Consider the following 14379-nt stretch of genomic DNA (forward strand, 5'->3'; position numbering starts at 1 on the left):
TCAGGGTAAAAAAAAGCGGCATAAATGCCGCTTTAGATTATGTTGTTTAGAACATGTTTTCTTCAGAGTTTGCCGAAATACGGTGAATACTTAAGTCTGCACCACGGAATTCTTCTTCTTGATCTAGGCGAATACCCATCGTTACTTTGAGTAGACCATAAACGATAAAACCACCAGCCAATGCAATCACGATCGCGAGTAGCGTACCGATACATTGAGAGATCATTGAAATACCGCCTAAACCGCCCAACCATTTTTGTCCAAATACACCCACTGAAATACCACCGAAAGCACCACATACACCATGTAGTGGCCATACGCCAAGTACATCATCGACTTTGAGTTTGTTTTGAGTGTATGTAAATAGTTTGACAAAGATCAGACCTGCGATAGCGCCGATAATTAACGCACCGACAGGATGAACTACATCTGAGCCTGCACAGATTGCAACCAAACCTGCTAAGGGACCGTTATGTAAGAAACCGGGGTCATTTTTACCCATAAAGTTTGCTGCAAGCGTGCCGCCCACCATTGCCATGAGAGAGTTAATTGCAACCAGTCCTGAAATGGCATCCAAACGTTGCGCACTCATCACGTTAAAGCCAAACCAGCCAACGATTAAAATCCAAGAACCTAAGGCAAGAAATGGAATACTTGAAGGCGGGTGCGCGCTGATACGACCGTCTTTTTTATAGCGTCCATGACGTGCGCCAAGTAAAAGCACCGCAGCCAAAGCGATCCAACCGCCCATGGCATGTACCACGACCGAACCAGCAAAATCATGAAATGCTGTGCCAAATGTGCGTTCTAACCATACTTGTAGCCCAAAATTACCATTCCATGCCATGCCTTCAAAGAATGGATAGACCAAAGCGACCAATAATAATGTGGCAATCGCTTGAGTCCGCATTTTTGCACGTTCAGCAATACCACCAGAAATAATCGCTGGAATGGCTGCGGCAAAAGTCAGCAGGAAGAAACAACGCATTAAGTTGTAGCCATGATCGGCGGCTAAAGTGTCCCCAATATGGAAAAAATGCTGACCATAAGAGATGTAATAACCCACAAAAAAGTATGCAATTGCGGAAATAGAAAAGTCAGTCAAAATTTTACTCAGCGCATTGACCTGATTTTTATGTCGTACTGTACCCAATTCTAAAAATGCAAAGCCTGCATGCATGGCAAGAACCAAGACTGCACCAAGAAGGAGAAAGAGGAGATCTATATTTTGCATAAGGTGTTCCAGTTTAGTGCGCTAGTTCACGAAAAGAACTTCAGTATATCGAGCGGAATAATTTCGAAAAGAGGAGTGAGAGAGGGAAATTTTGATTAAAAAAACTAAAAAATGTAGAAGACTCGATATAAAGCAAAGACTTGCTTGAGTATGATAATAATGCACTAAAATAGTGCAATGATGATTTGCAATGACAAAATTAAATGAATGATTATTAAGTGAAAAACTATGTTTTTAGAATCTGTTTAAAAAATGAAAAACAAATAGCACCATTTCTGAGTTAATTCAGGGCAATTCATTATTTTGTATTTTTATCTGATTGATAGATGTTAGCGCGATAATGGAACTGAAAATTTACGAATGATACATTTTTGGGAGTCTGTCTGAGCATCTTGTGGTCTTCAAAAGATGAAAGCTGGATGTCTTGCCTGAACTGAAATGATGCACAGATATTAACCAATGAAATCTCTGCTGCTGCACTTTTAGATGGCGAATAAAACATTCAAGGGTGGATCTGTGGTGATGGTCGTTGGATCTGACTGTATTTTGATGACGTATTTAATTGAAGCGGCACAGAATTTTAAAGTTTTAGCCTTGAATGCTTAAGCTAAACGCTGTGTATTAATCGCTTCAGCCCAGTCACAACATCCGCAGCGCGGGCAGGTATCCTGAGCACCGTGAATGTACATGATTTTGCCACAGTGCGTACAGGCATACAGCTGATGCATTTTGATATCTCGAACCGCTTTATAGGGTTTCGGAAATAGTGGCAGTCCATAACGCACTTGTTCAGGTGGGTAAAACAAAATACTAAATTTGCCATCACTTTCTAATAAGCCAACTCGAACTTGTCCAAGATGCTCAACATTTTGCTGACGCATTTCAGAGAAGAATTCATCATGTGACATTTTACCTTGTTTAATCTTTTCTAAGACCAATTCACCATCTTCCACAATGTAAAGGGCTTTACCTTCAATTAAATCTTCAAAGGGCTGGTATTTCATCATTAGCCAAGTGATTACGCGGTATAAACCAATCACCACCGTCATCACAATGAGCGCTTGTAAGAGGGGGAGTTCCTCTTCAAACATCGGGTCGCCTGCAATTGAACCCAAAGCAAGGAGGATGGCAACTTCAAAGATGGATAACTGACGCACGCCGCGTTTGCCTGTTAGGCGTAAGAATACGATGATTAAAACGAACATAATGACGCTACGCAAAATCACTTCAGCAGCAAAAGTCCATGTAGTGTCATGGATGAATATTTGATTTAAATCCATGTCTCATCCTTTTTTATCGTTATATGTTTTAACTTAGCAAAGCGCTAGGCGATAAAGCAGCTCAATTGTGTTAATTTTTAAGCATTATTTGAAAATGGATTTCATGCTAACGGTATTGTATGCATGAGATATTTGATGAAAAAAAGTGCTTTAAAATAGCCATAAAAAAAGCACCGACGAATCGATGCTTTTGATGTGGTCTGGCAATTTTTAAAGATGCTCAGTTATTTAATATGTTCTGCAATATCCGTAAAGATTACACCTAAACCATGTGCGCCTGCATCTGGATAGCCAAGACTGCGGTCGCCCACAGTTCCTGCACGTCCCATACGCGCCACGATTTCTTTGGTATTTTCAGCGCCTTGAACTGCCGCTTTTGCACCTAATGTAAAGTTTTCTTTAAATGATTTATCGGTATGGGCAGACCATGAATCTGCACATGGCACTAAGGCATCAATCAGGGTTTTATCACCCACCACTGCGCCACGTCCAAATGAACGTTCACCTGTGGTTTGAATGCCTTTGACCGCTGCTTGCAGCATCTCTGAGAAATCAGCGACAGTTAAAACTGATTTGCCTTGAATCGATTTCGCTGCCGCACGGAATGCTGAACCCCAGATTGGGCCAGACGCGCCACCACAATGTTCCATAATGATCATTGAGCAGTTCAGCATGAATTCATCCATCTGCTGCGCTTGAATCAGACTTTGCCATTCACGTTTTAATTGCTTAAAGCCTTTCGCCACGCTCATACCGAAGTCGCCATCACCTGCATGCGCGTCCAGCTCACAGAATAGCACTTCATTTCTAATGATACAGGCAGACATCACATCCACCACATAACGCATGTTTTCGATGGTGAATTGCTCATTGCTAATCACCGCATGTTCAGGCTGTGTTTCAACTTGGGTGTTTACTACAGCTTCGGCTGAAGAATCTTTGGACACAAAAGTTAAAGGCTGTGCTGCTGAACCATCCATTTTAAATGCAGGGGTGTTGGCTGCTGCATCGAGGTAAGTTTTCAATTCATCATCGACAGCAAGCAAGGACACAGATGCACCATTCATGTCGATACTGGTCATATAGTTGCCGACAAATGTGCGGTAAATTTTGATGCCTTTACGTGCAAGGTGTTCGCATACATCATGGTTAAAGACATACAACTCTTGCAGCGGTGTGCTACCAAAGCCATTGACCAAGACTGCAACTTCTTTCATGTCTGGGCGGTCAAGGAACAGGTCATCCACGATGCGCTGTGCCATTTTTTTGGATGGCAAGATTTTTTCACGACGGATGCCGGGTTCACCATGAATACCAACACCGTACTCCATTTCATCTTCAGCTAAAGAGAAGGTTGGTGTACCTTTGGCAGGTACGGTGCATGAGCTATAAGCAAAACCAAGGCTAATGACGTTGTCCGCAGCTTTTTGAGCAATCGCTTTTACGTCTGCAAGTTCTAAGCCTTTTGATGCTGCTGCGCCTGCAATCTTATGTACAAATACTGTGCCTGCAACACCACGACGACCGACTGTATATAGGCTGTCTTTAACCGCAATGTCATCTGCCACTTTTACATAGTCAACTTTAATGCCGTCTTCAGTTGCAAGGGCTGCGCCATTCTGGAAATTCATCATATCGCCAGAATAGTTTTTGATGATCATCAGCACGCCTTTGTCAGTTGCGACTTGCTGTAAGGCTTTATAGACCTGAATTTGCGATGGAGATGCAAATACATCACCACATACGGCAGCGTCTAACATGCCTGTACCGACAAAGCCTGCATGGGCAGGTTCGTGACCGCTACCACCACCACTGATAAGTGCCACGTTATTGTGCTTTTCTTTGCGTGAAATGATTTTGTGCGACTCGTTAAATGCGAGTTCTGGATGGGCAAGAACAAAGCCTTTGCACATTTCAATTACGATGTTTTCTGCACCGTTCATGAGTTTTTTCATGGATGTACCAATGGGTTATGAATTTGGGGAGATCTAAAGGTGATTATTATAAGGAAATTGGTGTGGTGTCTGACATAAAAGTGTAAAAAGGGCATTTAAGAAGTATCTCTTTAAATTAATAAACCTCTCCCTAACCCTCACTTGCGCTTCGTTTTAAAGCAGTGCTTTAAAATTTGCTCAGGAGAGGGAACATCCATTATTGAATTCGTAATGAAAGCTCCCTCTCCCATTGGGATGAGAAGCACTGCTTCGCAAGGGGGTGAGGGTAAAAGTAATAAGTAAATACTAGGTTTGCAATTTTATAGGTAAAAGCCAATTTTAAATTTCATAGTTGTTTTTACTGTCTTTTTGTTGTTTTATGGAGTGTAGAATTTATATTTATATTAGTATTAAACTACGATTAATTATAAATTAAGTGAATTAATTTAAGTTTCAATTCAATAAAATTGATTGTTATTACTAGGAAAGTTTATGGAAAAAAAAAGAAGTATTAATAATAGTTTTAAATTAAGCTTTATCTTTTTTATTACTATTTTGTTTATTGATCTAGTAAATCCAAATTTAAAATTCTCTCTTGCTGTACTTGAATATATAAATGAAGGTGGGATTATTAATCCTATCATAGTAACAATAATCGGTTTACTAGGTGCAACCTATTGTTACTTATTTAAAAAAGGTAGGAGAAATGAACTGTTAAAATTGATATCTTTTAAGTTTCTTTGTTCAATGCCAATCATTTACATTTTTTTATGTTCGGCACTATTCCAAATTTTGTTATCTTATCCAGAACCTAATTTAAGATTACAAATAATTTTATTGCTGGCTATTGCAATTCCTAGCTTGATCATTATGGAAGTTTTAATCGATAAATTTAGTAAATTTACTAAAATTGTATGATTTGGTATGTTCACTTAAAGATTTTATAAAACTAGACATATACCAAGTTTCCCCCTCAGTAAGATTTAAAGCATTGCTTTAAATCTTACATAAGAAAGGCAAATCAAGGGGGTTAATTCACTGAATCATCCAAATTTGGCGCTAACCAACGTTTCGCTTCATCCAGTGTCCAACCTTTACGCTTCGCATAATCCTCAAGCTGGTCGCCTGCGATTTTACCCACGTTAAAGTACTGGCTTTCAGGGTTTGCATAGTAGAAACCGCTGACAGATGAAGGCGGCCACATTGCAAAACTAGAAGTCAATTGCGTACCAATCTTGTCGGTAGAACCTAACCAGTCAAACAATGGCGCTTTTTCAGAATGCTCAGGACAAGCAGGGTAGCCCGGTGCAGGACGGATGCCCACATACTTCTCTTTAATCAATTCTTCATTGCTTAAGGTTTCAGACGCTTGGTTACCCCAGAACTCTTTACGGATGCGCTCATGCAAATGCTCCGCAAACGCTTCCGCAAAACGGTCACCTAAAGATTGCGCAAGAATTGCAGAGTAGTCATCGCCTTTAGCTTTGTACTCATTGGCCATTTCTTCTGCACCAAAGATCGATACAGTGAAACCGCCCAAGTAGTCTTCTGCGACACCTTTAGGCGCAATAAAGTCCGCTAATGACAAGTTTGGTTTACCTGTCACTTTATCAGACTGTTGACGAATGTGATGGAAGGTATGCGTAACCGATTGACCATCTTCGCTATACACTTCAACCGAATCCGCTGCAGAACGGTTAGCAGGGTAAATACCAAACACAGCACGAGCATCAAAACGTTTGTTGTCGATGATGTCTTTTAGCATGGTCTGCGCTTGTTCATACAAGTCAGTGGCTGCTTCACCCACCACTTCATCCTTCAGGATTGCAGGGAATTTACCTGCCAAACTCCAAGAAATGAAGAACGGTGTCCAGTCAAAGTACTCAACTAATGTTTCCAATGGATAATTGGTCAGCGTTTGCGTACCAATAAAGTTTGGCTTCACAGGCGCATTGGCTGCAAAGTCAATTTTTAAGCCATTTTCAACCGATTCAGCATACGTCAGTTTCGCTGCTTTCGGCTGTTTGTTAGCAATACGCTCACGGACTTTTTCATATTCAGCACGGGTTTCTGCTACAAACTTTGGCTTCATTTCCTTAGAAAGTAAAGTTGTTGCTACACCCACCGCACGAGATGCATCGGCAACATAAATGACTGCATCGTTTGAATATTGTGGATCAATTTTCACTGCCGTATGCGCTTTAGAAGTGGTTGCACCGCCAATCATCAATGGAACATTAAAGCCTTTGCGCTGCATTTCTTTCGCAACAAAAACCATTTCATCCAGTGACGGCGTAATCAGGCCAGACAGGCCAATGATATCGACTTTTTCATCAATCGCAGTTTGTAAAATCTTCTCGCAAGGCACCATCACGCCAAGGTCGATGATGTCATAGCCGTTACAGCCCAACACCACGCCCACGATATTTTTACCGATGTCGTGCACGTCGCCCTTCACCGTTGCCATTAGGACTTTACCCTTAGATTGGCCAGCTGTTTTTTCCGCTTCAATGAACGGATTCAGCCAAGCTACAGCCTGTTTCATGACACGTGCAGATTTCACGACTTGCGGCAGGAACATTTTGCCTGAACCGAACAAATCACCTACCACGTTCATGCCGTCCATGAGTGGGCCTTCAATTACATCTAAAGGACGTGTAGCTTTCAGACGTGCTTCTTCAGTATCTTCATCAATGAATGTGGTGATGCCTTTAACCAAAGCGTGTTCAAGACGTTTTTCAACTGGAAGTTCACGCCATTCCAAGTTTTCAACTTGTTTTTGTGCAGCGCCTTGACCACGGTATTTCTCAGCAACTTCAAGCAGCTTTTCAGTCGCGTCATGCTGACTTTCACCTTGGTTTTGGTTCAAGATCACATCTTCAACCGCAGCTTTCAGTTCAGCATCAATATCATCATAAATCGCCATTTGACCTGCGTTGACGATACCCATAGTCATGCCTTGCTGAATGGCATGGTATAAGAACACTGAGTGAATCGCTTCACGTACAGGCTCGTTACCGCGGAAAGAGAACGATACGTTAGACACACCGCCAGAAATCATGGCATGCGGCAAGTTTTGCTTAATCCAGCCAGTCGCTTCAATGAAGTCCACAGCATAGTTATTGTGTTCTTCAATACCAGTTGCCACGGCAAACACGTTCGGGTCAAAAATGATGTCTTCAGCAGGGAAGCCAACTTCATTCACTAACACGTCATAAGAGCGCTTACAGATTTCTTTTTTACGTGCAGCAGTATCTGCCTGACCTTGTTCATCAAATGCCATCACAATCACAGCTGCACCATACTGACGGCACAAACGTGCTTTGTGTACAAACTCGTCATAACCTTCTTTCAAAGAAATCGAGTTAACAACCGCTTTACCTTGTACACATTTTAAGCCTGCTTCAATGATTTCCCATTTAGATGAGTCAATCATGATCGGCACACGTGAAATTTCAGGTTCAGATGCTACAAGATTCAGGAAGTGCACCATTGCGCCTTCTGAATCCAGCATGCCTTCATCCATGTTGATATCGATAATCTGCGCGCCAGCTTCAACTTGCTGCTGTGCAACTTCTAAAGCTTCGGCAAAGTTTTCTTCACGGATTAAGCGTAGGAATTTTTTAGAACCTGTAACGTTGGTACGTTCACCGACGTTCACAAACAGCGAATCTTCTGTAATGTTGAACGGCTCTAAACCGCTGAGACGGCAAGCGGGTTTGGTTTCTGGCACTTGGCGCGGCGCAATGTCTTTTACGGCATTGGCAATAGCACGGATGTGATCCGGCGTTGTACCGCAGCAGCCGCCAGTGATGTTAATCAAGCCACTTTCTGCAAATTCTTTAATAAAGGCAGCGGTTTGTTCAGGGGTTTCATCATAACCGCCGAAGGCATTTGGTAAGCCAGCGTTCGGATGCGCCGAAACAAAAGTATCGGCAACGTCAGCAATGGTTTTTACATGCGGACGCATGGCATCTGCACCTAGGGCACAGTTAAAGCCAATCGACAATAAATCACCATGACGCACAGAGTTCCAGAACGCTTCAGCAGTTTGGCCAGTTAAAGTTCGGCCAGAGGCATCGGTAATTGTGCCTGAAATCATCAATGGCAATTCGTAGCCAATTTGGTTGAAGACTTCTTTCACTGCAAAAATGGCAGCTTTACAGTTTAAGGTATCGAATACAGTTTCAATGAGTAGAATATCCGCACCGCCTTCAATCAGGGCATGCGCAGCTTGAATATAGTTTTCTTTTAACTCATCAAAAGTAATATTACGGAATGCAGGGTCATTTACATTTGGCGAGATTGAGCAAGTACGTGAAGTTGGCCCAAGCACACCAGCCACAAAACGTGGTTTTTCAGGTGTTGAGTATTTTTCACAAGCGGCTTTGGCAATACGCGCTGCTTCACGGTTGATCTCTGATACCAAATCTTCCATGTGGTAGTCAGACATTGAAACTTTAGTGCCGTTAAAGCTGTTGGTTTCAATGATGTCTGCGCCAGCATCGAGGTAGGCTTCATGAATGCCTTGAATAATTTGCGGCTGAGTCAACACCAATAGGTCATTATTGCCTTTGAGGTCAGATGCCCAATCTGCAAAACGCTCACCACGGTAGTCAGCTTCTTCGAGTTTATGACGCTGAATCATGGTGCCCATTGCACCGTCGATAATCAGAATCCGTTGAGCGAGCAGCTCTTTTAGGGTGGCAAGCGTGGACATAAATAACCCCAATCCGATGGAATATAAAATCGGCAAATATATTAACAGAATTCATTGCAGTTTTATTGATATTCAATCATCTTCACAGCGCGCACTTATTAGCTTGTTGAATTAATGAGCAATATTGCAACTTGCTAATTTCATATAAATCTATGGAAAGCTTCATGAATTTGTAATATTGCTCAGGCAAGATTAAAAAACATCCAGCGGGGCTATGCAATATGACAAAAAAACATGACAGATGAAATATAAGTTGAAACATTGGGTTTTAAAGAAAATAAAGTTTAAATACGCAGATTAAATAACTGATTTACTTTATGAAAGTAGAGTATGGAAGTCGGTGTTTAACGCTTAAAAAAAACAAATAAAGCATGAAAAATTGCTTTATATGACACCGCTTTGTCATATAATTGTCATAATTAAATTGAACAATATGGGGATTTTAAAATCCTCTATTCCTGCCTGCATGAATTCTAAACAAACTCCCGTAGATTCAGCGCACACGTCGACTCCTCAAAAGTCCACGAATGTTCATGTGCCTACACCGAAATTCTTTATGCCGGTATTTTTAACGGTGATTATTTCAACGTTGATTTATATTGGTTTTCAGGTGACTGCCGATTTAGCGCATGTTCCGCCTTTAAGTCTTTATTCAATGATTTTATTGGGCACAGCCTTATTCATCGCACTTGGCTTTGAATTTGTAAATGGTTTCCATGACACTGCAAATGCAGTAGCAACGGTGATTTATACCAACGCCTTGTCAGCACCGGTTGCGGTAATGTGGGCGGGTTTCTGTAACTTCCTAGGCGTAATGGTTGCCAGTGGTGCAGTCGCTTACGGCATTATTGCCTTGTTACCTGTTGAATTGATTATGAATGTCGGTTCAGGTGCTGGCTTTGCCATGGTTTTCGCTATGTTGATCGCAGCGATTTTGTGGAATTTAGGAACTTGGTTCTTAGGCATCCCTGCGTCTAGTTCGCATACTTTGATTGGTTCTATTCTTGGCGTTGGCATCATGAACTACCTGTTAAATGCAGGCGGTGGTGCGAGCGGTGTAGATATGGAGCAGGTGCTTAAAGTCGGTAAGGCGTTATTGTTCTCGCCACTGATTGGTTTTGCATTTGCAGCTCTCGTTTTCTTGTTGGTGAAGCGTATTTTCCGCAAACAGCTTGAACTGTTTCAGCCACCAGAAGGCAATAAGCCACCACCACCACTGATTCGTGCAATTTTGATCTTTACCTGTACAGGTGTAAGTTTTGCGCACGGTTCAAATGATGGTCAAAAAGGTATGGGTCTGATCATGCTGATTTTGATCGGATGTGTGCCATTGGCTTATTCATTGAATAAGAACTTAGATAATCAACATATTCAATCTTTCCATCAGTTATCTGCTCAAACTGCGACTGCGATCTACGCAGAGCATAAGGATATTCCTGATGCACAAGCGCGTGATGTACTCACCAAATACATTCAAACCAAAGAAGTCAGCCCAGAAGTTGTGCCAGCTTTAGCAAGTTTGACCGATCATTTAGGTGAGCGTGTTGCACAGTATGGCGACTTAAAAGATATTCCTGAACAAGAAGTATCTTCGATTCGTAATGACATGTACTTAAGTACTACTGCTTTTAAACGTCTAGATAAAGCTGACCAACTACCAGCAATGGCAGAAGCTGAACAAAAGACTGTGAAGGAATATCGTAGTCACTTAGACTCGTTCTTACAGTACATTCCAACATGGGTGAAAGTCGCTGTTGCATTGGCACTGGGTCTTGGAACCATGGTGGGTTGGAAACGTATTGTCGTGACTGTAGGTGAGCGTATTGGTAAAAACCACATGACCTATGGTCAGGGCATGTCTGCCGAGCTTGTTGCTATGTCAACGATTGCTGCTGCGGATGGTTTTGGTATGCCTGTATCGACCACACACGTATTGAACTCTGCGGTTGCAGGTACCATGGTCGCGAATAAATCGGGTCTGAACTTTGCAACAGTGAAAACCATTCTATCAGCTTGGGTCTTCACTTTACCTGCAACGATCTGTCTATCAGGTTGCTTGTACTGGTTATTCTTGAAAGTGTTCTAAGCAACTCAAATTCCAGATATAAAAAAACGCTGCTTCGGCAGCGTTTTTTTATGGCTTTATCTCAGTCATCACCGATTTTAATGGGATGACTGAGAGCTGAATTAGAACAATCAAACTAGCGAGTTGAAGCTTTGCAAAGTTCAACACTTATTTGAACCAATGCCGTTACGCTTTTTTAAACAGTCCCAATACTTTTTTCACGGGCAATTTCTCTTCAGCAAAACCATACAGCGCTGCAAAAGGTAAGGCAGTACGCGCCAAATAAGCCACACGCCATAAGCCACCATGGTTGGCACCATGCATCATGAGTTCTAATGGATGGTCTAGCGCTGTTTCAGGGTTAGCAACCGATTGAGGGTTTCTCAAGTCGTGAATCCATAAAGCTGCCATGAGTGCATTGGTGGTTTCAGGTTGGAAGGATTCCACATCAAATAAACTCGCACCATTAAATGCGGCCTTTAATAATGGATTCTTCGTTACTGAGCGGGTCGTGGTGGATGGCGCAATATTGATACTAACCCGCTGACCATTTTGACGTGCCACAGTTGCACGCCATTGTTGAATACGTTTTGCAAGTGCGTAGTTAGGACCTTGTTCCACCACCAAACAGTCAGCGATACCATAGGATTTTCCATTGTCTGCTGTGGTGGTTTGCTCATTATTTTGCTTAAAGAAATGCTGACCTGTGACTTTGGCAATGCTTTGCGTCAATAGCTTTTGTGCAGACGCACGGTTTTGGAATTTGGCTTGCGCTGCCGTAACAATCTCTTCTGGAACCGCATAGACATCGGTCGGAGTACACATAAACATCAAGCTGGTGTCGGCTTTTTGTTGACTGACATAAGCCATGATGCTGTCCATCGCCATTGCAACACGAACATGCTTTTCACCATCTAAATAGGCAATTGCAGCCAGATCAAGTTGATGTTCACTTTGTGCAAGCCACTGTGCAATTTCAGGAATGTGTGTCAGTAAATTGGCGCCCAATTTGTGTTTTAGTTCTTGAATGGGAGTGTCTTCATGCACAGCATCAAGACTCGGTGCATATAAAGTGGCATTACCGGCTTGAACCGTACTTAAGATTCGATCCCAAACACGTTCATTATTGAGGTCGATAGCTACAATATTGGCTTTCCATTTTGCTAACCACGTCAGAGGGCCTGCTTCGGAGGCAGCACCAAAGAGCACCATAGTCCGATCTGATAAATCGAACCATTCTGGGTGGGCAATGGCTTCACGTAATGCGTCGGCATGACTGGCTTCAATGATGCCAGCATCTTGCCATTTTTGAATCTGAGCCTGTAAAGCCTCACCTTGCAGTTTTTGACCATGATAGGGCACATACCACTCAGGTGCAGCGTCACTTTCACCTTTTAATTTCACGGTATGCAGCGGATGTGCAGTTATAGCTACTGCATCTTTGAGAGTATGCTTTTCTTGATCACGATAAAACTCAAAGACGTGATGCGCTTTATTTAAACCTTGCTCAGCAATGTTGATCGCGGCTTCAGATGATTGAATCCCATGTTCAACCAAGGCTTTAAAATATTCAGGATATTTTTTACGCCAGTTTTTTTCTTGTTTTGCACGTACAGAAGAGTGATGGTCAACTGCAGCTAAGGCTTCAGCGATAATTTCACGACCGGTTTTAGATGTACTCGGCTTTTGGTTTGAAGCCGAAATGGGAAATTGAAGACCTTCAGTTGAACTCGACATGCAAAATATCTCAGCTAATTTTGTCATTAATATACAGATGTATACATTATCTATGCCAAATTAAAAAATAGGGTGGCATAAAGTGCCAGATTTATATGATTTGTCATGTGCTTTTGTGAACTTTCGTAGAATATACAGCGTCAATTTTTATTGTCGGAATTGAAAAAGCCTTCGTTTTGAAGGCTTAAAAGAAGAGGGTATGAAATCAGCAACGGCAAATCAACAACGGCCTTTTTTAGCCTGTCCGGGCGGGCAAAAGTCGCCATGGCGATCTGGGTAATTATAAGGATAGTGATTACGATCTGGGTCGACCACGATACTGCCTTCACGAGTGTGAACGGCACAAGCACTCAACACGCAGGTCAACAGCAAACTTGAGAACAACAGGACTATTTTCATTGGAATTTTCACTTTTTATTCTGTGTTATTTCAGTTTAAATCAGGGCAAGGATAGATAGCGTTTCAATCTGCTGTGAAATTGTATAGCTCGATATTTAAAGTGCAGTGTTGTAGATGTGGGAAATTGGCTAAACAAAAGATCAATGGTCATGAGGTTAAACTCTGCATAATAAAAAAGCCTAAACTGAAACGGTTTAGGCTGTCATTTTCAGGTTAAATCCGGCTGATTTTTAGACTTATCCTTTAGAAAGGAACGTTTAATAACTGACTTAAGAAATGTGGAATGAGCTTCGGTTCAAGAATAATCGTCATGATTACACCATACGCTGCGCCCCAAAGGTGTGCGCTGTGGTTAATGTTGCTGTTGCCACGTTTACCTGACCAGATACTATAAGCCACATACAGCACGGCAAAAATAATCGCAGGAACAGGAATAAAGAATACAAAGATCAGTTTCCACGGTTCAAACAAGATATAAGCAAAGAGTACTGCAGATACTGCCCCAGAAGCCCCTAAACTTGCCCAATGGGTATCATGCTTATGTTTTAAATAACTCGGAATAATCGCAGCGATCAAACCGCCTAAATAAAACAATACAAAGCCCATGTCGAAGAAATATTGGCGATAAAAACTTTCAATCACGCTACCAAAGAAAAATAAGGTAATCATGTTGAACAATAGGTGCGCGCCATCTGCATGAATAAAACCATGGCTAATAAATCGGTCATATTCGCCACGACTGAGGGCTGGCGGCCAAAATAACAAACGATTCATCACTTTCTGATTTGAAAATGCGATCAGTGAAATCACCACCGTAATTAGGATAATGGTCACGGTGTGGTTAAAGGGTAGACCCAACATATATGACTATTCTACTTGTTAAAATTTATGCTCAATAATGCCATTAAAAACGGCTTAAAGCGTGAACTTTCAGAATAATTCCGACAATTTTAGTTGATTTTTTTCTAATGCCCCGCATCTTAAGTTAAAATAGCGACTTCAGCTTGAGG

The 14379-nt window shown here is 41.9% G+C and carries 9 protein-coding genes; 2 read left to right on the plus strand and 7 right to left on the minus strand.

The genetic code is table 11. The features are described 5' to 3' along the window. Positions 1–46: 46 nt before the first annotated feature. The 3 genes from FTV50_RS07940 to dhaK form a co-directional block, all read right to left on the minus strand. Entirely contained in the window at positions 47–1234 is a 1188-nt protein-coding gene (locus tag FTV50_RS07940; RefSeq protein ID WP_180024081.1) for an ammonium transporter, read from the minus strand. Positions 1235–1836: 602 nt separating this feature from the next. Beyond that, positions 1837–2514, minus strand: coding sequence for a DUF421 domain-containing protein (locus FTV50_RS07945; RefSeq protein ID WP_180024082.1), 678 nt, complete (start codon positions 2512–2514; stop codon positions 1837–1839). A gap of 224 nt (positions 2515–2738) precedes the next feature. After that, on the minus strand, positions 2739–4469 hold the full coding sequence (gene dhaK, locus FTV50_RS07950; protein WP_180024083.1) for a dihydroxyacetone kinase subunit DhaK: 1731 nt from the start codon (positions 4467–4469) through the stop codon (positions 2739–2741). A gap of 471 nt (positions 4470–4940) precedes the next feature. Here dhaK and FTV50_RS07955 point away from each other — a divergent pair, with 471 nt between their 5' ends. Continuing rightward, entirely contained in the window at positions 4941–5366 is a 426-nt protein-coding gene (locus FTV50_RS07955; RefSeq protein WP_180024084.1) for a hypothetical protein, read from the plus strand. A 112-nt stretch (positions 5367–5478) separates the two neighbouring features. Here the strand turns inward: FTV50_RS07955 and metH are convergent, their stop codons facing one another. Further along, entirely contained in the window at positions 5479–9168 is a 3690-nt protein-coding gene (metH, locus tag FTV50_RS07960) for a methionine synthase (RefSeq protein WP_180024085.1), read from the minus strand. Positions 9169–9634: 466 nt separating this feature from the next. On the opposite strand from metH, the gene FTV50_RS07965 reads away from it, so the two are divergent. Further along, positions 9635–11254 (plus strand): inorganic phosphate transporter, encoded by a 1620-nt coding sequence (locus FTV50_RS07965; protein WP_180024086.1) that lies wholly within the window; start codon positions 9635–9637, stop codon positions 11252–11254. A 165-nt stretch (positions 11255–11419) separates the two neighbouring features. Here FTV50_RS07965 and FTV50_RS07970 read toward each other — a convergent pair whose 3' ends face one another. The 3 genes from FTV50_RS07970 to FTV50_RS07980 form a co-directional block, all read right to left on the minus strand. Next, positions 11420–12970 (minus strand): hypothetical protein, encoded by a 1551-nt coding sequence (locus tag FTV50_RS07970; protein WP_180024087.1) that lies wholly within the window; start codon positions 12968–12970, stop codon positions 11420–11422. 219 nt (positions 12971–13189) lie between these two features. Further along, entirely contained in the window at positions 13190–13369 is a 180-nt protein-coding gene (locus tag FTV50_RS07975; protein ID WP_078189949.1) for a hypothetical protein, read from the minus strand. A gap of 243 nt (positions 13370–13612) precedes the next feature. Further along, a complete protein-coding gene (locus FTV50_RS07980) occupies positions 13613–14230 on the minus strand; it encodes a rhomboid family intramembrane serine protease (RefSeq protein WP_111884441.1) in 618 nt (205 codons plus the stop codon). Positions 14231–14379: the final 149 nt, after the last annotated feature.

The sequence above is a fragment of the Acinetobacter sp. YH1901134 genome (assembly GCF_013416965.1).
In the GTDB taxonomy this organism is placed as follows: domain Bacteria; phylum Pseudomonadota; class Gammaproteobacteria; order Pseudomonadales; family Moraxellaceae; genus Acinetobacter; species Acinetobacter amyesii.